Origin of the sequence: Bombella intestini (assembly GCF_002003665.1) — a bacterium.
GTDB classification, from domain to species: Bacteria; Pseudomonadota; Alphaproteobacteria; order Acetobacterales; family Acetobacteraceae; genus Bombella; species Bombella intestini.
The window spans coordinates 48,654-65,608 of record NZ_JATM01000003.1; the positions used below are offsets into that span (position 1 = coordinate 48,654).

Consider the following 16,955-nt stretch of genomic DNA (forward strand, 5'->3'; position numbering starts at 1 on the left):
CCCCGCTGGTAGGTTTTATCTGCCGACGGGGCTATTCCGTCTCCAGAGCCGGAACGTGTGCAAGGCTCCTACCCAGAGGATTAAGCTGGCGACGCTGAAAGCGATGGTCAGTTCTGCGGAAAGGGGGGATTGCAACGCCGTATGACGCAAGGCCACGATTGTGACCGCTCCGGAAAGACACAGGGCGGCTAGAGCTAGCACGGTCCCTCGGCAGATGTGCTTAGGCAGCAGGCAATAGATGGTAAGTGTCAGGGCCATAATGCCGTAATATGATAGGTTAATAAGCCGGTAGGTGTGCTCCATGTCTGGCGGTGTAATACTGGAGAGATGGGTGATGGGGGCCAGGTCCGTCATGAGGGGGCTGATAGCCATGATGCTGCACAGGCCCAGCAGACAGCCTAGTAGTGTTCCTTCGCTTAGACGGCCCAGCCAAAAAGTGGCCGGTGTGTCCACGGGGGTTGTTCTCCCCGGGATTTTGCGGCGATGGGTATTGAGCCAGAGCTGATTGGCCGTATGGAAAAATCCAACGCCACATAGGCCTAGGGCAACATAGAGCCAGCGGACGAATTCGCCCCCAAAACTGCCAAAATGGAGAGCAAGGCACCATGTCAGGATACGGCGGGCAAGTGTCTGCTGGCTGGGAAGGTTCTGGCTATCAATTAGCTCGCCCGTTTTAGGGTCCAGTAGGACAGCTCCCCGATCTCTGCCGATGAGCGGGTTGTGGGGGTCTGTTCCTTCTGCCAGCAGGTAGGGTTGTTCTGTGGGGGGCAGGCTTTGGTCGCCATTGGCGCTGTAGAGTGGGGCATGGAGAGCGAGACGCTCCGCATGACTGTCTATGGCATGGGGGGAGAGGACATAATCCAGCATAAGGGGATGAAATTCTGGAGCCAGCCCATGGAGGTACATGAGGGCCCTGTCTGGTGGCAAAAGAGACGATATGGGTGTTGTTTCGGCAGTTCTATGAGGTGTGACATGAGGCTTCGCCCCTGCAGAAAAAGAATGTAGCAGCGGGGAGAAGGCAAAGAGGGCTGTTGTTAGTGCGATGATGAGATGAAAAGGTAGAGAGCAGAGGCCCAGCAGACTATGCAGGTCAAGCCAGAGACGGCGGGCATGTCCTTGTAGGCGAACAGTCATGAGGGTTCGCCACATGCCTGGCAGAAGTAGAATCACGCCGGAGAACAAAGCTAACCCGTAGAGGAAGCAGACAACGCCGACAAAAGGCATGGCCTGATTTTCTGGTAGAGGGAGTCCCAGACGGCGATGGAGCCCCCCTATGAAAGCAGGAACCGGTGAGGGGGTGAGCTGGTAAAGGGAGGTGTCCTGAGTGTCGGATTGACTAACAAGAATGTGGGGTGCTGGTAGGCTGAGTGGCAGGTCTGGTCCCATAGGGAAGCTAAGGTTGGCGGTGTCTGGAGTCTTAAGTGTCAGCCTGTAATGGAGACCAGAGGAAGGCGAAGACATGGTATCGGGTGTGGGCCCGAGGAGTTTATCAAGTACGGTTGGTATGTCCGTTAGTGGAATGGCACTATGTGCTGGAAGGGAGGGTTGGCTCCATTGTTGGAGTGGTGCAGCGAACAAGGTTAGCGTGCCTGCCAGAAAGCTCATGGACAGCATGCTACCTGTCAAAATGCCGATCCACCCATGTAGGGAGCGGTAGCGGATGGCTAGATGCTGGAGTTTTTGGCTGTCTCCAAAACCGATAGATAGGGTCAGCCCTGTAATCCCTGCCAGACAGGCCCCCGTCATCAGCAGGAAAAAGCCCGTAACACCATAAGCCTGAAAACAGGCGAATTCTCTGTCAGCCCAACATGACGCTACGATGAAGAGGGCTGCTGCTGCGCCGCCGATAAACAGCCGTAGCCAAAGTGTGGCGGGAGAGTGTGGACGTGGAGGGGAGGAGGGACGGTTTGTTCTGTCCGGACTGCGCCGCATCAGGAGGTGCGAGACTGATTAGATATAAGAACGGCCCAGAGAATAGGTACAATGCACAGCATCGCCATGCTCCATCCCCCAAGGCAGAAGAAAGCAGGGATGACCCCAAAGACATGGGCCCACAGTATCCATGCCAGCCCGCCGGACAAGATGAGGCCGACTATAGCTGCTGAACGGTTTAATTTTTCAGGGCGAGGGGGCTGGCCGGGGAGTTGCATCCATAGAAGCACGGCCCAAATAGCCCCGGCCAGCAATCCACCCCAGAAGAAGACAGGCTCTGTTACGACCTCCGGTCTCATGCTCCCCCCTGCTTTGCCTGTATCCGACCCGTCGATTCTCTCTCTATGAGGGAAGACACATGGTGGCCGGAACTACCCCAGTTACAGGCTCGACTTTACGGGAAGTATTAAAGAAGCGTCAAACATGTATAATTTATACAGGATATAGGAGGTCCCTAATGAACCGTTCTGCTCTAGCGTGCTGTCAGGCTTGGCTTATTGCCGCCGGAACGGACGGCGTTTACGCAAACCGCTAAGCGGCCCCGCCGCTGCAAAGCCGATGAGTAGGGAAGCAGTGACCGTGAGCTGAAAAAGAAAGTGGTAGGAGGACGACATGACTTTGTTCTCCAAGGCGGGGTAACGGGAGACTTATTTTCAACGATCAGTAATTAATTTTTCGTAATAAAGGAATGGTTTTTTCTGGGTCTCTGTGAAAAATATAGAGTGCGCTGCATTGGTTGCCAGTGCAAGGGAATCAGAGAGTGTGATTATGAAAATTCGGTCGGCAGAAGAGAAGGACCTCGTTGCTATCACCGGGATATACAACCATGCTGTTAGCACGACAACGGCTATATGGAATGAACGGGTTGTAGATGTTGCTGACCGTGCTGCGTGGCTGAAAACTCATGTAGAGGCCGATCTGCCAGTGTTAGTGGCTGTTGATGAGGCCGATCAGGTAGTCGGTTATGCTACTTTTGGGCCATGGCGTGCATGGGATGGCTATCGTCATACGGTGGAACATTCTGTCTATGTTCATAAGGATAGACAGCGTGCCGGGATTGGGCAGTCCTTAATGGTCGCTCTGCTGGAGGAAGCCCGCCAGCGGGGGTATCATGCCATGGTTGCTGGGATTGAATCGGGCAATACTGGGTCCATTCGCCTTCACGAGCGGCTGGGCTTTTCGGTGGCTGGGCAGTGCAGACAGGTCGGCTGCAAGTTCGGGCGTTGGTTGGATCTGACTTTCATGCAGATTCTTTTGGATGACCGCCTCAGCCCGGAGTGATTCCCCGTATTCTCTCAAAATCCTGATTTGCATGGATGATATGATATGCGAGTGTGGATTCCTGTTTCGGGTAGGAAACAAAATGACGGACGTTCATGAGGGAGCATGGCAGATGAGACTGATGATCGCACAATGTAGAAAAGTCGGCCTGTATGGCGGGATGATGGCTCTGGCTATGAGTGCACTGGCCGGTGCCGCTCAGGCGGAAGGGTTGGATCGTGTCTATGAGGTGCAGGCGCAGTTGTCCCCAACAGCACTTGTGGCCGGTAACAGCTCGGCGACAGATGTGCTGAAAACCCAGCTCGGCCCGAATATCCGGCAGAAGCAGGAGCAGAAGACAGTTGCCATTGGGCAGGGTGGGTACAGGCTCAGCCAGTATCGTATGAGGGTACGTCTATCCCACGGCAATGGTGGTGGGTACGATAATGGGACTCTAAGTTACGTGATTTCTGCCAGCCTGAGCCGGATGTCCCATGACCATACGGCATCTATCTTTACAAGGGTACGAGGTGTTCTGAAGCTGCATAATGGTCAGGCCGCAGGGGCACTGCCTGCTAACCGTTATTTTACGGGGACGGTACAGATCAACGCCATTGCGGCGAAACTTTTCTGAGGGCAAAGGGAAGCAGGATATGCGCTGGTTCAGGAAATATGGTTTAGCTTGGTTTGTCTGCCTGATGGCTCCTGTTGGGGCCGGAGCGGCTGATTTAGCTTTGCCTGCTTCAGGGATTAAGGCACCCTATAGCCCTCTGGCTGTGCCGACCCGGATGGTACCGTTAGTGGACTCTCTGGAAACTCTGCTGAACCAGCATTACCATGTTATCACGGCCCATCAGGCAGGGGGTGAGGAAGTGTTGGTTCTCTCTCGTGAGGGGAAGAATGCTACGGCTGGCAGTACAGTTCTTTGTGCTTTGACGATGCCAGACCCGGAAACGGACCAGAATGTCGTAACATCCCGTTGCTGGTCGTTGAACTACCCCAACTGATGTAGGAAAGTCATTCTGTCAGACAGGCAGATATGTTACTCATTCTGCAATATTATATAGTCTGTCACGTCATATCCGCTGGTCGATGGGAGGATGTGATGGTTCAGAAGGGAAGGCTATCTCTATGGTTGATTCAGTTTACAGTCTGCTCGGCTACGAGGCGGAAGTGCGCCAGCTGGGGAAGAAGATCGGGCGGCTTTCCAAGCATGAGCTCTTCTCACAGGACCTGACCCCATTCCCCACCGCTCATCCACGGGTAGAGCCTCGGCATGAGGCGTTCTATTCTGAGATTGAAGCCTCTCACCAGTTTTATAGGCAGATGGTTAGCTCCATGGAGAAGGAGTTCCATGCCCTCTGTGAGTGCTTTTCATCTGAACGCTATTATGCGGTTGATGGTGATTTCAATCGTTTGATGGTGAAGTTTAACGGTGATGCAGCTAATGACACGTTAGCTTCCATGCGGTTTATGAATCGTTTTATCCTTTGCCTGAAGAAAGGCACTCCTTTTGGGGAGGATGATGCGCATGTCCTATTCGCCAATTATAAGCGGCTGGTTGTTCGCTAATCACAGGAATACATAATTCTCTGGCAGAGTGGCGCATGGCAGGTACCCCAGCATGACCTTCGATCTTTATACCACGCTGTATATTATTGCTATCATTGCTGAGGCCATGACAGCTGCCCTTTTGGCAGGGAAGTTGGAGATGGACCTTGTCGGGGTGTTTCTGCTGGGGTGGATTACGGCTCTAGGGGGCGGGTCCATCCGTGATGTGTTGCTTAACCATTATCCCCTTTCGTGGGTGAAGCATCCGAGCTATCCGCTGATCACCGGTTTTGCTGCGCTGGCCACTATCATGGTGGCGCAGCATATGCATAGGCTGCGTAAGCTGTTCCTATTTTTGGATGCGATCGGTCTGGTCGTTTTTACAGTGATGGGCTGTCAGGTTGCCATGACAGAACATCTATCTGTGGTCTGTGTCATCATTTCCGGCATGATAACGGGGTGCATGGGCGGGGTGCTGCGGGATATACTTTGTAATGATATCCCCTTGTTGTTCCGGTCCGAGTTGTATGGGACGGTTTCTGTTAGCACAGGGGTCGTTTTTTTGTGCTGTTCCCATATCGTGGATAACAGCACTATTGAGCTGATTGTTTCTATGGTTTTTGGCATCAGCTTTCGGCTGCTTTCCATCCGATATAATTGGACGTTGCCACGTTTTAGCTATCGGTCTTAACGGGGCTGTGGTGGTTCAGCTGCGGCCATGGGGTGCTAGAAGGATAAGCATAGCCCCACTGAGACATAAGATGGCTCCAGCTATGTCCCACATATCCGGTACTGTCTTCTCTACAAGCCAGCCCCATAACAGGCTGATGGCAATATAGATTCCCCCATAAAGAGCATAAGCTCGCCCGGCATGATCGGCAGGGCTAAAGGTTAGTAAAACGGCGAACAGACCAAGACACAGGCTGCCCGGTAATAGCCAAAGTGGTGTTTTTCCTAGCCGTAACCAGGCCCATGCAGAAAAACAGCCCGCAATCTCGGCAAGGGCTGCGAGGCTGTAAAGAAGGCAGGAGACCAGAAGAGGCGGCATGGTAGGGTGACCTGATGTGGTAGTTCAGTCAGGCTATAGCAGGATGTTGTATATAATAAGAAGGTTCGGAAGGAGGGGCCGCCCGTGGTAAGAGGGCGGCCATTTTCTTCTTAGGAAGATGTATGGGATGTTTCTTTTTCCGGATGTCCCGGCTGGAGATGGTTTCTGGCCCATCCGATGTTGAGGGCCAGAGCAGAGATGATGCGGTATGGCAGCACCCAGCGGGAACCGGCGGCAGGCGGGCGGATAAATACCGTCATCAGATTACAAATAATGATGAGGGACGCCGCATAGGTCTGGATGCCGGCAGGGATGGATGTGAGGAAAGAGGTGAGGTCCATTAATAATATCTCCAAAAATTGAAAACCGCCCTAAGGCGGCGGAATCAGACCATTTTTGTCGGCGGCATCTCATTAGCCACCTGTGTGACCAGGTCCCCATAAGGGTTCTGGCCATTCTCAAAGAGGATGATGGCGTTCATCATGCTCTCAATAAGGCGAGGGTTTGGCTGCCCAAGCCGGTCGTCTGGCTCTGTTCCTAGGGCGTGCGCCACGCCCCGGATGTAGGCGGCGGTATTGTTCTCGGTCGGCGGTGCCCATTTGCTGATGATGCCCGCCACCGTGTCGATTCCGTCCCGCACGATGTAGCGGGTGAGCTGGTCACGCAGGGCCTCAAGTCCCGCCTCAGCGGTGGGGAAGCGAGCAAAGCGGGCATTAGGCCCGGGTTCCAGAACGGCCCCGGCCTGATGAGCGAAATTGAGGTTGCCCGGATTGTTGTTGCGGATGCCACGGGGTGGGGCGGACATGGTTAGCCTCCGAAAAAATGTGGGTATAAGGCATGGATGATCTGGTACAGGCCAACAGCGACACCGCCCCCTATAGCCGCCCCACCCGATATGGCAGCGGTGACGATTTTGGACCGGGAAGAACTGGACTCTCGGATCTGATTGCTTAAGGCGGTAAAGCCAGTTCGGAACTCAGAAGCCAGATTGTCGATTTTGGTACTGAGCTTTGCGATGTCGTCATCATGGCGGGCCTGTACTGCCTCCAATGCTGCAACACGTTCATTCAGCGTTACAAACGGCGGCGGTGGCCCGATAAACTTATCGGTCATTATATCCTCTGGGCATAAAAAAACCGCCTCAGAGGGCGGCCATCATGGTTGTTGCGAGAGGCAGCGCTTATGATTTGCACGCAGCCCGCAATTCGTTACGCTCGTTGGCGTAATCAGCGAGGAAGAGCGGCGCTTCTTTAAGGTCAGGATGGGTGCGCAACTCCTGTGCAAGGGATGCCTGCTGCTCATGCCCATAGGCCACAAGGGGCGGGCATAGGGGCTTGAGTGTCGGCTGGATTGCGCAACCTCCGAGCAAGGCGCACATAATGGCGGTGGCCAGTGCCCCTGCTGCCAGAGTGGATGTATTTTTATCGCATCTAGGCATCAGAAGTTTCCTTTATCCAGCGTATCACGCAGCTGAGTATCGGTACGGATGCCATTGGTGCGAGCATTAAGCATGGCCTGCGTGGCCTGTGTGGCAGCATTGGCATTGGCTGTGTCACGCTGGCTTGTATCCACATTGGCGCTATTACGACCCGCCCGGTTGCCATACCAGATCAACCCGACCCAAAAGCTCATCATTGTGAGCAAGAAGCCACCTGCAAAATAGGGGTTCATGAGGCGTTCTCTCAGTGATTATCTGGCCAGCCCGCCGTTAGGTCGGCGTTCAGATCGTGCTGTAGCGTGGTGTTTAGAGCGGCGGCATGGGTCTGGCAGGCCCCCCGGTACTTCGCCAATTTCTTGAACAATGCTGTCACGTCATCGCCCGTCATGGGGACAGAGGAACCATCTGCCAGTGTCCACGCCGTGCCATCGGTCCACGCTCCCAACTGTGCCACTTGGGCCTGTTGGAGGGCGTTGGCATATGCAGTGTCACTGGAGGGGAACAGCACGGGGGCAGAAGCGGCGGAAGGCTGGAAATATACCCCAAGGGCCTTCTTCTGTACGGAAAGAGCCGCTAGAGCCGCTTGCTGTCCAGAAAGCGTGGCAGGGGGGCTATAGGGGATGATTTTCCCGCCTTCATAGGCCAATCCCCCACTGCATCCATTCTGGTTCTGCTGAAAATCAGCCCAGAGGTCAGCGGTCATGTCGGGGATTACGACTGCCTCGTATCCAGACGGGACGGCGTAGTCAGGAACTGCTGATCCTTCATCGTGCCAGAGCGTCTGCCAGCCGATAATCTGCGGCGATCCTGATTTCAGGACGATATAATAGGCGGGTATTTGCGTAAGTGCTTTATCGGACATCAGGCGTATCCTTCTACAGTCACATCAATAGTGATGGGGTTTTTCTCGCCGACCATATAGCTGCCGTCCCACGCAAGAACAGAAATCAGAACGTTAAATTGTCCTGGAGTAATCCCGGGGGCGTAATTGACGTAATGCGTCCGGCCATTTCCGCTGTCTGCACATGTGAAAGTCGCAAAGACCCCATCGGGACGAGAAAATGCTTTGGGCCAGCTAATAAGATCACCAATTTTGGCCTGAACCCGGAAACACTGCCGCATTCTGGGAGCAGATGTATCGCCGCTCTCCATCAGGACGTTGCCAGACGGCGTGAACGCAATTCGTTTATTTGGGTTGAAAATCCACGGTGTCTGGTAGGGTTGGCCGGGGTTGTTTCCGCCTAGAACGAGCTGAATATTTCCCGCCCCGTCCACCTGCCCCCAGATGGACATAATTGCCGAGCCAATCTGATAGATGCTTTGTGGGGACGCCGCCCAGTTTGCAAACTGGTTCCCGGAATTGAATACGATATTGCCATTCATCGTATCGCCAGCCTTGGCGACACGGCCATTCTCAGCGGCCTGTGCTCGGTTCGTTTCGGCACCGATTGCACTGTTCAGGGAGGATTTTGCGGCATCCAGAGCCGCATTAGAGGCATAGCCTGACAGCCATGAATCAATCTGCGCTCGGGTCACAAGTGCTGTAAAGGGGGTTGAGCCGTCAGATTCCAGTCGGACGAAACATGGTGCTTGCGAGACGCCCTGCCAGAATAAGCCAACACCCTGCCTATCGCCATCTTTGATGGAAGCACCCCATACTCCAGACACTAGATTTTGAACGCTGCTGGCGGAAGCAAGGCCGGCTAAAGGATCGGCCCAGCCCGCCATATTGGAGGCGGGGTCATTCTCGTTGCCGTCCTGTGTGCAGATCAGGAAACGACCGGAGATGCTCGGATGGGCCACAGTAGCCCCCGCCGGATAGCCTCCGATGGCGTTGGCAAAGTCAGCGGAAAACGGACGAAGAAGCCCCGCTTCCGATGCTCTGGCAGCAACGGATAGCATCGACAAGATGCCGTTCATGTCCTCGCCATAGGGAGGCACGCCGCCCGCCGCAATGGGTGTCATGGTGCTTTTGGGAAAGCCTAATGCCATGCTGGCCCGCCCGATGGCAGTTGCCGTTGTCGGGATAGAGGCGATGGTAGAGCTATCCGCCTGCGCTGCCCACGGCACGGCAAACAGATGATTAACGTCAGACTGCTTCATGATAGATGAACTCGCTGATAGAGAATATGAACCCCGGCGGGGCGGGGCAGGGCACCGCTTTGCTGAATGAGCGTTACATCCAGAGGGGTAAGGTCCCAGCTATGGCATATCGTCATTGTGCCGCCTGCAGTGCCTAGGGATGAGGCGGTAAAGAAAATGCCATTCTCGAATGTTTGCGGGCTGTCCGCTCCGATGCGGGCTTCTGAAAAGCCGAAATAATCCCCCGCCGCCGTGCCTTCATCCACATAAATGACCTTCCCATTTCCCCCGAATAGGAGCATGAGGATGCGGTTTATGTCGGCGATGGAACCAGAAGAGATGTTCGCTGCTGCCTTGGCAAAGATAAGCTGACGGAAAGCATCATCCGTTAGGGCATAATTCTCGGTGATGCTTTTGCCAGCATAGAACACCCCGTCATTAAAGGGCCGTGCTGACTCAGACCCGTCATCGGCTTCATCAAAGCCAATGAATTGGGGCAGTTCCGCCTTGATGACACGGCCAACCCCCACGATGCGCCCCCACACATCCAGCCCCCATCCGGTGGCGGTAAGGGGGTTCCAGACGTCATGAAGGAAGACCTCAATAAGCCGCCTTGGGTCCGCCGCCGCATTGAAGCGTTGGATAATGCCGGTGAGGGCAGGGCTGTTGGCATATTGGGCAAGAATGGTTTCCCGAATGTCGATCATGCCACCACCTGCACGCTGATTGTATCAGCCGTCACGGTGGGAAGCTGGTTGATGGGCAGGGTGATGCGGTTCTGTCCAGCGTTCCGATCAGTGCCGATGGTCAGGGTCAGCACCTCTGCCCAGTCGCCCAGCCCATCCACCACAGCCGAAAGGCGAGAGGCATAGAGGGTCTTGCCCAGCCTGATCCGGTTTTCCCCGGTCGTCAGATACGCCACGATGGCTTGCTGAATAAGCTGCGCCGCATTGGAAGGCACGGCATCCGAGGCCGCAATCTCCATGACTACATAAACAGCTACCGGGGTGGGGCGGTCATAGTGGAAGGAGTAGGACGGCTGGTTGCCCACATAGACGGGGTTGGTGTCCTGCACGGTGACAATCTGTGTCCCGATGGTGGGGATGCCGGGGGGTTTTTTGTTGAGGATTGCCCGCCCAATATCCGCCGGGTTCCCACCCTCGACAAGGATGTATTGAGACCCCGCCGGGATGGTCACACCCTGTTGGATGGTGTCTGCCTGTGATGGATTGTCCGTCACAAAGGCATCCGTCACGCCGGGAAGTTCCAGAAGTGCGCCCATGAGGGAAGCGTTCTGCCCAATGCTGTTGGCCGCCACGCTAGCTTGACGCCGTGCCTCAAAATCCGCACGGGTTTCGGTATCGGTCCCTGTGGCACCGGGGGCCGCATTGGTGAGGGATGCTATCCCAAGGCCTGCCTGATAGAGCGTCAAGCTGTTGGCAGGGCAGGTGATGGCCCCGGCTGTCTGGCAGGCAAGCTCGAGGCTGGCCATGCCAGACTGTGGCAGCGTGATGGCCTGCGGAGCCACATACATGTTGCCATCGTTGCCCTGCGCTACGACTGTTCCCGCCGTGATGGTCTGGCCGGGGGCGTTCACGCTGGCTTGCACCGTAACGGTCGTGGCCGTGGCGGGGCGGCGTTCCATAAAGTAGATGCGCCCGATGGCTTCCTGCATCCGGCCAGAGGATGATGCCGGGTCCACACCATTGAATATGGCGATCATCGCCCCCAGAAAGTCGCCCAGAATGGCGGTTTCTGATAGGGCGATCTGCCCTTGTGGGGTGGATAGGGCAGTGTTGGCCCCGCCACCTAGAGCGGCGTTCATGTCGGCCAGCACCCCGGCAAGAATGTCTTGCTCGGAAGGAGCGGTGAAGCCCGCATCGGTGAGGGAGGGGGCTGGGACATTGGTCGTGGCGTCAGAACTGGGCATAGTCCGTGCTCCCATCGCTAAAGGTTACGAGAATGACGCCGGTTAGTTGGCGGTCTTTGGTGGGATTGGCGAGGTGACAGGTTGCCGCTGCCACGCCGGGAACGGACATGGCGGCATCCTCGATCTCCGAAGAATAGAAGGAGAGGTCCACGTCCGAGCGGAGAATGTCCGTGTCGTAAGGGATGCCCTGCCCAGTGTCGTAGAGCACCTCGCCTAGCCATGTGCGGGCGGCGGAGCATACGTCTTGCAGGATGGCCGCCTTGTCCGTCAGCACGACCAGATTGCCGGTGCTGTCCAGTGTCAGATCCCAGTCAGGGGTGAGGGAGAGGGTTTTCATCGGATTGACTCTAAGGTAGCGTGCTGTGGATGGAGGAATTTTATATGAAGAAACACCTACTCACCGCCGCCGCTGCTGTGTTGGGACTGGCAGGAACGGCTTGGGCAGGCGCTTTGGAAGAAGCGGCCAAGCATGATCCTGCGTTAGCCGCCGCTATTAAAGAAGCCAAAGAGGATGGGAGCTACGGGCACGCCTACCAAGCCAGTAAAGATGATGTGGAAGCTGCGGCGGCACGCTTGCAAGCGGAGGGTGAAATCCACCTTCGTAAGATGGGCATGTCTCCTGACACAGCACGAAAAGCCTCTTGGGCGGCGCAAAACAAGCCGGGAAGTGCATGTACCAGATATGTTCATCAGCTTCTTGCTGACTATGATAGCGGGGCCGACCGGGGAGGGTACGATGAAGACCTTGTGGTCTCTATCGAACACTCTGGCACTTGCGAGCGTAAGAACCTCGATTAAGAAGGTGGTGCGGTTCTGCTACCCCCGGACTGCACACCTCCATGCGTATGCTGTTTGAGCGAGACGCCGCCTGCCTTTACATCGCCGCTGGTCTCAATGTCGCAGTTTGCCGTGATTTTTGTGGCTTCGATTGAGACCTCCCCCGGCGTCACAATGCGCCATCCTCCATCTGTGGCCTGAATGAATTGGTCCGGCCCGTTGTTGAGGAAGCCACCTACATACACGCAGTCCTGCATGGCGAATTGCCGGAACGAGGCAGGGGCAGAGGGCCGCCGTGTGGTGACGGCATGTGTATGATCCCGGCCAGAAATGACGATGAAGCCAATGTCGCCCGGCTTGGGGTCGATGATGAGGGCAGACGTACCGCCCTGGATGCGGAGATAGGGGACATTGTGTATGATCTGGCGAGGGTGGGGCTTGCCCTGTTTGTCCTGCTGGTGGACCATCGGCTGCACATCCACCATGCCAGTGATGGAGGCCTGCCCAGCGTGTACCGCCTTCACCTGCACCAACATGGAGGGGCCGATCTTGCGGATATGGTCCTGAATCCGTCCGTTTATGATCGTGGAGATGTCGAGGTTGGGGCTGGACCGGTTCCAGTAAGGTGCGTTGGTGTTTTCTGTCATGGGGCTTCCCCTCAGTTGCTCTGATGGCTTAGATGGACGCACACATCACGGGAGATGACCATGAAACACTTCCTCCTTCTCACAGTCGCCTTTATTGGGCTGTCTGGCGCGGCTTGGGCTGATGACGCACAGAGAGCACTCGCCAAGTCTATGGGCGTTCCCGAGAGCTGGCTTAAAACCGGATTCTCCTGCGGGGCTAAGGGGTGTTCTCAATTAGACCCAAAAGACGACATTAATAATTCAGCAGAGGTGCAGGAGGCGAGGCGCATAGCTGACGCTCGCCTGTCCGCTGAAACAGAAGTGCATCTTCGCCAGATGGGCATGTCCCCGGGCACTGCTCGTAAGGCTGTATGGGCCGCAAGGCACAAGCCAAACTCGGCCTGCGCCTATTGGGTGCGCCAGCTCACAGCAGATTACGACAACGGCCTTGATCGCCCTGATTATGACGACAAGCTCGTGATCTCAGTCGAACACTCGGGGACATGCGAGAAGAAGAACCTCGATTAAGAAGGTAGTTTCGTCTTCCCCTCGTCATGCGTGTGCTGTTTTAGCGATACATGCTCTGCAGTCCGTTGCCTGAATGAACGGCTCCCGCCCGTTATTGACTCCCCCACATACACGCAGTCCTCCATAGAAAGCTGACGGAATGAGGCTGGAGGAGAGATAGGCTCTTCCGCAGGCTTGTGGAGTATGGTTTTCATTATAGAGCCTGATGGTACAAGGTTCAGTCGTCAGATTCGGTGCCCATTCCCAACGAGGTGGGAGCCGCCATTTTTCAGGAAAGAATAGGAATAGGGGCATGAAACATCTGGTGCTGTTTGCCGTTTTTGCGCTGGCTTTGTCCGGTACGGCACGGGCCGAGGCTATCTATCTGAGGAATGAGGATGGGTCTTTCACCATTGATCCCCCCAAGGCTGATGAATTCCTGCATAAGGCCTATTCCAATAAGCGGATTGCCGATAACGCCTATGACGTATTGGTCAATAAAAGGCGAGGTAATTGCTATGATGCGGTGATTCACTTGTTGAGATATTTTGATGATGGACCGGGTAACGTGCCGAAATATTGTTACAAGCCCGATTTGGCTAGTGATGATACAATTACGGACCACCCAGAAGGGATGAAAATGCCCTGAGGGCAACACTCAGCCACAAAATTGTCAGACTGCCAGCCCTACATGCTGGAGCCAGATTGGAGAGGGGGACGGTATGCGCTACCGTTTCCACTTTTTGAGGCATAATGCGGGAACCTTGCTTTATGAAACATGTTCTTTTTGTAGTTGTAGCTGCTGCTGTATGGGTCGGAGTGGCCAATGCAGATGAACTAAGCCATATGCCGGAAGTCAAAGGAACTTTGTCTCAGGCTTTGCATAGTGCCAGAGTGGAGAGCCATCAGGCATCAAACCAGCAGGAAAAGTTGACGGATGAAGAGAATTTGCGCCGTATTGGGCTTTCTGCCGAGACGGTAAGGGATGGCCTGTGGGCTGTTGCTCATCGCCCTCATTCCCCTTGTGCCCAGTATATTCGCCAGTTAACAGCGGACGCAAAGGGCAACTCAGCTGCTCTGTTACAGAGTGACCAGCGGTTGGTTGTCTATGTTGAAAATTCTGGAATCTGTGAACGGTAAGATCTGGCCAGCGGCTTTACCCGGTAGGGGTGGCCCGTTACCCTGTCCTTTTATTCTGGCAGGATGAGGGAAAGGAAAGTGATGATGCGGAAAACATTATGCATGACGGGCCTGAGCCTGATGCTGCTGGGTGGTGGTCTGAAATCGGCATGGGCACAAGCCCCGCTGGAAGTGTCACAGGATGGAACAGTGACAACCAATGGCGTGGCGGCGGTTGGTGTTTCTCCTAATGGCGGCCAGCGTCTGGGGCAGACTGGCAAATGGCAGACGTTGGAATTGGACCATACGCTGACAGCGCTTTTGGCAGAGAAAGATGTTCTGTTTTCCATTTCGCCACGCCGGGGTGGAGATGTGTTCATCATGTTCGTTCTCAAGGGGCACGAAGTCCCTCAGCCGGGTTTGACCATTCATTTCTCCAACGGGTATGAGGTGAAAGGCTTCCATTATACTGGCACGATCAATCGTGGCTCGCAGTGGGGAGGCTACATTTCCGAGATGGAAGGTCGTGCCTTGTTTGATGCTCTGTCAGCTAGTAATTCCGTGAGCATGTCATGGGCAGGGGGTGCTGGTCATATTGATTATGACCGTGGCAGCGAGTTCGTGCATGAGCTGGAACAGACTGCCGCACATGGGCATATGCCGTTCCCGAAATGATGCCTTATTGCGGGGGTGCGCTAGCCCCCGCTCCAGTCTGAACCCCGCCATGGACATGCTGTTTTAACGAAATGCCACCTGCGCGGACATCGCCAGAAGTAGTAATGTCGCAGTTGGCTTCAATGTGGCTGGCTTCTATGGTGACAGAACCCGGTGTCACGATCCTCCAGCCGTGGTCCGTAGCCTGAATGAACTGGTCGGGCCCGTTATTGAGGAAGCCTCCTACATAGACACAATCTTGCATAGAAAATTGCCGGAATGAGGCAGGCGGGGCGGGCTTACGGGTTGTAACGGCATGTGTATGGTCCCGCCCTGAGATAATGATGAAACCTATATCCCCCGGTTTGGGGTCGATGATGAGAGCCGAGCTTCCGCCCTGTATGCGTAGATAGGGTACATTATGGATGATATCATGCGGCAGGGGGCGGGAGAGCGCATCTTGTTGCTGCACCATGGGGCGCACGGTGACTTTGCCTGTAAGGGACGCCGCACTGGCAGTTACGGCTTCTACCTGAACGAGCATGGAAGGGCCAAGCTGGTTGATGTGGCTGGCAATGAGTGAATCCAATGCGCCTTTTAGGCTGTTTTTTCCCGTATTGGAGCGCAGGAGATAGGGCGTGGCTGTAGTGGGCATAAAAGCTTCCCTGTGAGGCGTATTTAGGCGTGGGTGTGGGAGGGCATTACCGTTTGCCTAAGGTGGTGCGGATGCAGTCCATATGTGTATGCCAGGGGCCATGTGGGGTCTCTGTGCTTATGTCGTGCCAGACAAATGTTGCCAGCCACAAACCGTTCCACGGTGGGGTGCCGACCATGCCGGTTTCTGCTGGGGAGATAGGCAGGTAGGTACTATCCAGCATTAGAGGGTGCCAGAAGGTAATGTCCGGTCGTAGAAGTGTTGTTAAGGAAATGCCGGAACTGCTGTAACGGGGATAACCGATCATACCTGTTTTGGAGGATATGATAGGCACGGTTTGTTCTTGCCCGACTTGTGGAAGGCCAGTGAATGTCGGCCCCCATATTTCCAGAAGGCCTTTATAGGGGATGGCTTTCTGACCATTGGCCATTGGTATTATCTGATTTTCACCTTTTATAGGACTAAAAGGTGAAAAACTGAAGATTCCTTTCGTAGCTGTCAGGATGGTTTGTATCTGGTTTAGAGCTGTTCCCCATCTGTAATGATTTGTCAGGCTTGCATGGCGTTCCCATCCGCCGTGGTCCAGAAGCTGAAATCCAGCATCTCGGCATATGTCTTCCAGTAGCGTGGTGACATCTTGAGGGCCGTCATAGCCTTTCGCTTGTGGCAGAATGGACGCAGGAATGGTGCTTGTCATGGCGTGGACATGAAAGGGAATGTCTAGATCGTCATAATCCGTATAGGCCCTGTCGATCGTGCCAGTGAACAGGATGGCCAGAGGGGTACCTTCGTCACCAGCCTGAATAGTGATGACGGTCTTGCCTGCTGTTGTCGTGTTTAGGTTGTCCCATGTGGGATGATCGGGAATGATGGAGAGACTGTTTCTGTCTGCGTGGGAAAGCCCCTTGATGCTGACCTCCGCTTCGGAACCCGTGGTAAAGCCTGCATGTTTTATGATGGCCTGTATGGCGTGCCCCTGACCTACCGTGAAACTGTCGAAAGAGCCATCTGGTCCGGGTACGAAGAAGGTGACGCTAATTTGTTTACGGGTAAAGCTCGGTGTTGTGGTGGCTATCATGATGTATCGTCTTCGTAATGAAGCAGAAAACGGGAGCCTAAGCCGGAAAAAACAGGGTCATCATGGCCCTGTGTATCGCTGAAATACAGGCGACCGGGTAATAGGCTTGCGGGATTGCGGATGAGATCGGTGGCGTTTTGGCAAATAATGCCACGCAGAAGGGGTATGGTATCGGCTGTTAGGTCCAGATACAGCCCTGTGGCAAGTTGCCGAAGCCATATCTGACATTGCAGTCCGGCGATTGGACAGGTCAAACTTTGGGCTGCTGTAGGCCGAAGCGGGACGGTATAGATCATAG

At 54.9% G+C, this 16,955-nt stretch carries 27 protein-coding genes; 10 read left to right on the top strand and 17 right to left on the bottom strand.

Annotated elements, in window-relative coordinates; genetic code table 11:
* Positions 1-15 precede the first annotated feature (15 nt).
* The gene (locus AL01_RS05075) at positions 16-1,932 is read right to left on the bottom strand and encodes a PepSY-associated TM helix domain-containing protein (RefSeq protein ID WP_077396389.1); all 1,917 of its coding nucleotides are present in this window, start codon (positions 1,930-1,932) and stop codon (positions 16-18) included.
* Positions 1,932-2,231 (bottom strand): hypothetical protein, encoded by a 300-nt coding sequence (locus AL01_RS05080; RefSeq protein ID WP_077396390.1) that lies wholly within the window; start codon positions 2,229-2,231, stop codon positions 1,932-1,934. Before AL01_RS05080 ends, AL01_RS05075 begins: the two co-directional genes overlap by 1 nt.
* Before the next feature lie 469 nt (positions 2,232-2,700).
* On the opposite strand from AL01_RS05080, the gene AL01_RS05085 reads away from it, so the two are divergent.
* The 5 genes from AL01_RS05085 to AL01_RS05105 all read left to right on the top strand — a co-directional run bounded on the left by AL01_RS05085 (position 2,701) and on the right by AL01_RS05105 (position 5,434).
* On the top strand, positions 2,701-3,213 hold the full coding sequence (locus tag AL01_RS05085) for a GNAT family N-acetyltransferase (RefSeq protein WP_077396391.1): 513 nt from the start codon (positions 2,701-2,703) through the stop codon (positions 3,211-3,213).
* Positions 3,214-3,295: 82 nt separating this feature from the next.
* Positions 3,296-3,826: a hypothetical protein gene (locus tag AL01_RS05090; protein WP_143280699.1), complete on the top strand. Its 531-nt coding sequence runs from the start codon at positions 3,296-3,298 to the stop codon at positions 3,824-3,826.
* A gap of 19 nt (positions 3,827-3,845) precedes the next feature.
* Positions 3,846-4,199 (top strand): hypothetical protein, encoded by a 354-nt coding sequence (locus AL01_RS05095; protein ID WP_077396393.1) that lies wholly within the window; start codon positions 3,846-3,848, stop codon positions 4,197-4,199.
* Between the two features lie 124 nt (positions 4,200-4,323).
* Positions 4,324-4,764 (top strand): hypothetical protein, encoded by a 441-nt coding sequence (locus tag AL01_RS05100; RefSeq protein WP_077396394.1) that lies wholly within the window; start codon positions 4,324-4,326, stop codon positions 4,762-4,764.
* Between the two features lie 52 nt (positions 4,765-4,816).
* Complete coding sequence (locus AL01_RS05105; protein WP_077396395.1) at positions 4,817-5,434, top strand: trimeric intracellular cation channel family protein; 618 nt, start codon at positions 4,817-4,819, stop codon at positions 5,432-5,434.
* A 15-nt stretch (positions 5,435-5,449) separates the two neighbouring features.
* On the opposite strand, the gene AL01_RS05110 is transcribed toward AL01_RS05105, so the two are convergent.
* From AL01_RS05110 to AL01_RS05160, 11 genes are all read right to left on the bottom strand, one after another.
* Positions 5,450-5,791: a YnfA family protein gene (locus AL01_RS05110; protein ID WP_077396396.1), complete on the bottom strand. Its 342-nt coding sequence runs from the start codon at positions 5,789-5,791 to the stop codon at positions 5,450-5,452.
* A gap of 110 nt (positions 5,792-5,901) precedes the next feature.
* A complete protein-coding gene (locus tag AL01_RS05115) occupies positions 5,902-6,132 on the bottom strand; it encodes a hypothetical protein (protein WP_077396397.1) in 231 nt (76 codons plus the stop codon).
* A gap of 44 nt (positions 6,133-6,176) precedes the next feature.
* Positions 6,177-6,596: a structural protein P5 gene (locus tag AL01_RS05120; RefSeq protein ID WP_077396398.1), complete on the bottom strand. Its 420-nt coding sequence runs from the start codon at positions 6,594-6,596 to the stop codon at positions 6,177-6,179.
* A gap of 2 nt (positions 6,597-6,598) precedes the next feature.
* Entirely contained in the window at positions 6,599-6,904 is a 306-nt protein-coding gene (locus AL01_RS05125) for a hypothetical protein (protein WP_077396399.1), read from the bottom strand.
* Positions 6,905-6,971: 67 nt separating this feature from the next.
* Entirely contained in the window at positions 6,972-7,229 is a 258-nt protein-coding gene (locus AL01_RS05130; protein WP_241502714.1) for a hypothetical protein, read from the bottom strand.
* Positions 7,229-7,462, bottom strand: a complete 234-nt coding sequence (locus tag AL01_RS05135; protein ID WP_077396400.1) for a hypothetical protein — start codon at positions 7,460-7,462, stop codon at positions 7,229-7,231. The genes AL01_RS05130 and AL01_RS05135 overlap by 1 nt, the downstream gene beginning before the upstream one ends.
* Before the next feature lie 11 nt (positions 7,463-7,473).
* Positions 7,474-8,091 (bottom strand): DUF4376 domain-containing protein, encoded by a 618-nt coding sequence (locus tag AL01_RS05140; protein ID WP_077396401.1) that lies wholly within the window; start codon positions 8,089-8,091, stop codon positions 7,474-7,476.
* On the bottom strand, positions 8,091-9,332 hold the full coding sequence (locus tag AL01_RS05145; protein WP_077396402.1) for a hypothetical protein: 1,242 nt from the start codon (positions 9,330-9,332) through the stop codon (positions 8,091-8,093). The genes AL01_RS05140 and AL01_RS05145 overlap by 1 nt, the downstream gene beginning before the upstream one ends.
* Positions 9,329-10,018, bottom strand: coding sequence for a DUF2612 domain-containing protein (locus AL01_RS05150; protein WP_077396403.1), 690 nt, complete (start codon positions 10,016-10,018; stop codon positions 9,329-9,331). The genes AL01_RS05145 and AL01_RS05150 overlap by 4 nt, the downstream gene beginning before the upstream one ends.
* The gene (locus AL01_RS05155; protein ID WP_077396404.1) at positions 10,015-11,241 is read right to left on the bottom strand and encodes a baseplate J/gp47 family protein; all 1,227 of its coding nucleotides are present in this window, start codon (positions 11,239-11,241) and stop codon (positions 10,015-10,017) included. Before AL01_RS05155 ends, AL01_RS05150 begins: the two co-directional genes overlap by 4 nt.
* Complete coding sequence (locus AL01_RS05160; RefSeq protein ID WP_077396405.1) at positions 11,228-11,578, bottom strand: hypothetical protein; 351 nt, start codon at positions 11,576-11,578, stop codon at positions 11,228-11,230. Before AL01_RS05160 ends, AL01_RS05155 begins: the two co-directional genes overlap by 14 nt.
* Before the next feature lie 44 nt (positions 11,579-11,622).
* Between AL01_RS05160 and AL01_RS05165 the strand changes: the two genes are divergently transcribed.
* On the top strand, positions 11,623-12,039 hold the full coding sequence (locus tag AL01_RS05165; RefSeq protein WP_143280700.1) for a hypothetical protein: 417 nt from the start codon (positions 11,623-11,625) through the stop codon (positions 12,037-12,039).
* Here the strand turns inward: AL01_RS05165 and AL01_RS05170 are convergent.
* Positions 12,036-12,665: a Gp138 family membrane-puncturing spike protein gene (locus tag AL01_RS05170; RefSeq protein WP_077396407.1), complete on the bottom strand. Its 630-nt coding sequence runs from the start codon at positions 12,663-12,665 to the stop codon at positions 12,036-12,038. The genes AL01_RS05165 and AL01_RS05170 overlap by 4 nt on opposite strands.
* Before the next feature lie 60 nt (positions 12,666-12,725).
* Between AL01_RS05170 and AL01_RS05175 the strand changes: the two genes are divergently transcribed.
* The 4 genes from AL01_RS05175 (at position 12,726) to AL01_RS05195 (ending at position 14,945) form a co-directional block, all read left to right on the top strand.
* Positions 12,726-13,172, top strand: a complete 447-nt coding sequence (locus AL01_RS05175) for a hypothetical protein (protein WP_077396408.1) — start codon at positions 12,726-12,728, stop codon at positions 13,170-13,172.
* Between the two features lie 292 nt (positions 13,173-13,464).
* On the top strand, positions 13,465-13,800 hold the full coding sequence (locus AL01_RS05185) for a hypothetical protein (protein WP_077396410.1): 336 nt from the start codon (positions 13,465-13,467) through the stop codon (positions 13,798-13,800).
* A 122-nt stretch (positions 13,801-13,922) separates the two neighbouring features.
* Entirely contained in the window at positions 13,923-14,291 is a 369-nt protein-coding gene (locus AL01_RS05190) for a hypothetical protein (RefSeq protein ID WP_143280701.1), read from the top strand.
* A 102-nt stretch (positions 14,292-14,393) separates the two neighbouring features.
* Entirely contained in the window at positions 14,394-14,945 is a 552-nt protein-coding gene (locus AL01_RS05195) for a hypothetical protein (protein WP_143280702.1), read from the top strand.
* A gap of 4 nt (positions 14,946-14,949) precedes the next feature.
* Here the strand turns inward: AL01_RS05195 and AL01_RS05200 are convergent, their stop codons facing one another.
* From AL01_RS05200 to AL01_RS05210, 3 genes are read right to left on the bottom strand one after another with little or no spacing between them, the layout of a single operon-like run.
* Entirely contained in the window at positions 14,950-15,579 is a 630-nt protein-coding gene (locus AL01_RS05200; protein WP_077396413.1) for a Gp138 family membrane-puncturing spike protein, read from the bottom strand.
* A gap of 46 nt (positions 15,580-15,625) precedes the next feature.
* A complete protein-coding gene (locus tag AL01_RS05205) occupies positions 15,626-16,657 on the bottom strand; it encodes a hypothetical protein (RefSeq protein ID WP_077396414.1) in 1,032 nt (343 codons plus the stop codon).
* Positions 16,654-16,953 carry a phage baseplate plug family protein gene (locus tag AL01_RS05210; RefSeq protein WP_077396415.1) on the bottom strand — a complete coding sequence of 100 codons (300 nt, stop codon included), beginning with the start codon at positions 16,951-16,953 and terminating at the stop codon, positions 16,654-16,656. Before AL01_RS05210 ends, AL01_RS05205 begins: the two co-directional genes overlap by 4 nt.
* Between the last annotated feature and the right edge of the window lie 2 nt (positions 16,954-16,955).

What these genes read in the sequence shown, in the direction of transcription:
- AL01_RS05075 (WP_077396389.1), bottom strand. Translation starts at nt 1,932, where the DNA reads ATGCGGCGCAGTCCGGACAGAACAAACCGTCCCTCCTCCCCTCCACGT.
- AL01_RS05080 (WP_077396390.1), bottom strand. Translation starts at nt 2,231, where the DNA reads ATGAGACCGGAGGTCGTAACAGAGCCTGTCTTCTTCTGGGGTGGATTG.
- AL01_RS05085 (WP_077396391.1), top strand. Translation starts at nt 2,701, where the DNA reads ATGAAAATTCGGTCGGCAGAAGAGAAGGACCTCGTTGCTATCACCGGG.
- AL01_RS05090 (WP_143280699.1), top strand. Translation starts at nt 3,296, where the DNA reads ATGACGGACGTTCATGAGGGAGCATGGCAGATGAGACTGATGATCGCA.
- AL01_RS05095 (WP_077396393.1), top strand. Translation starts at nt 3,846, where the DNA reads ATGCGCTGGTTCAGGAAATATGGTTTAGCTTGGTTTGTCTGCCTGATG.
- AL01_RS05100 (WP_077396394.1), top strand. Translation starts at nt 4,324, where the DNA reads ATGGTTGATTCAGTTTACAGTCTGCTCGGCTACGAGGCGGAAGTGCGC.
- AL01_RS05105 (WP_077396395.1), top strand. Translation starts at nt 4,817, where the DNA reads ATGACCTTCGATCTTTATACCACGCTGTATATTATTGCTATCATTGCT.
- AL01_RS05110 (WP_077396396.1), bottom strand. Translation starts at nt 5,791, where the DNA reads ATGCCGCCTCTTCTGGTCTCCTGCCTTCTTTACAGCCTCGCAGCCCTT.
- AL01_RS05115 (WP_077396397.1), bottom strand. Translation starts at nt 6,132, where the DNA reads ATGGACCTCACCTCTTTCCTCACATCCATCCCTGCCGGCATCCAGACC.
- AL01_RS05120 (WP_077396398.1), bottom strand. Translation starts at nt 6,596, where the DNA reads ATGTCCGCCCCACCCCGTGGCATCCGCAACAACAATCCGGGCAACCTC.
- AL01_RS05125 (WP_077396399.1), bottom strand. Translation starts at nt 6,904, where the DNA reads ATGACCGATAAGTTTATCGGGCCACCGCCGCCGTTTGTAACGCTGAAT.
- AL01_RS05130 (WP_241502714.1), bottom strand. Translation starts at nt 7,229, where the DNA reads ATGCCTAGATGCGATAAAAATACATCCACTCTGGCAGCAGGGGCACTG.
- AL01_RS05135 (WP_077396400.1), bottom strand. Translation starts at nt 7,462, where the DNA reads ATGAACCCCTATTTTGCAGGTGGCTTCTTGCTCACAATGATGAGCTTT.
- AL01_RS05140 (WP_077396401.1), bottom strand. Translation starts at nt 8,091, where the DNA reads ATGTCCGATAAAGCACTTACGCAAATACCCGCCTATTATATCGTCCTG.
- AL01_RS05145 (WP_077396402.1), bottom strand. Translation starts at nt 9,332, where the DNA reads ATGAAGCAGTCTGACGTTAATCATCTGTTTGCCGTGCCGTGGGCAGCG.
- AL01_RS05150 (WP_077396403.1), bottom strand. Translation starts at nt 10,018, where the DNA reads ATGATCGACATTCGGGAAACCATTCTTGCCCAATATGCCAACAGCCCT.
- AL01_RS05155 (WP_077396404.1), bottom strand. Translation starts at nt 11,241, where the DNA reads ATGCCCAGTTCTGACGCCACGACCAATGTCCCAGCCCCCTCCCTCACC.
- AL01_RS05160 (WP_077396405.1), bottom strand. Translation starts at nt 11,578, where the DNA reads ATGAAAACCCTCTCCCTCACCCCTGACTGGGATCTGACACTGGACAGC.
- AL01_RS05165 (WP_143280700.1), top strand. Translation starts at nt 11,623, where the DNA reads ATGAAGAAACACCTACTCACCGCCGCCGCTGCTGTGTTGGGACTGGCA.
- AL01_RS05170 (WP_077396407.1), bottom strand. Translation starts at nt 12,665, where the DNA reads ATGACAGAAAACACCAACGCACCTTACTGGAACCGGTCCAGCCCCAAC.
- AL01_RS05175 (WP_077396408.1), top strand. Translation starts at nt 12,726, where the DNA reads ATGAAACACTTCCTCCTTCTCACAGTCGCCTTTATTGGGCTGTCTGGC.
- AL01_RS05185 (WP_077396410.1), top strand. Translation starts at nt 13,465, where the DNA reads ATGAAACATCTGGTGCTGTTTGCCGTTTTTGCGCTGGCTTTGTCCGGT.
- AL01_RS05190 (WP_143280701.1), top strand. Translation starts at nt 13,923, where the DNA reads ATGAAACATGTTCTTTTTGTAGTTGTAGCTGCTGCTGTATGGGTCGGA.
- AL01_RS05195 (WP_143280702.1), top strand. Translation starts at nt 14,394, where the DNA reads ATGACGGGCCTGAGCCTGATGCTGCTGGGTGGTGGTCTGAAATCGGCA.
- AL01_RS05200 (WP_077396413.1), bottom strand. Translation starts at nt 15,579, where the DNA reads ATGCCCACTACAGCCACGCCCTATCTCCTGCGCTCCAATACGGGAAAA.
- AL01_RS05205 (WP_077396414.1), bottom strand. Translation starts at nt 16,657, where the DNA reads ATGATAGCCACCACAACACCGAGCTTTACCCGTAAACAAATTAGCGTC.
- AL01_RS05210 (WP_077396415.1), bottom strand. Translation starts at nt 16,953, where the DNA reads ATGATCTATACCGTCCCGCTTCGGCCTACAGCAGCCCAAAGTTTGACC.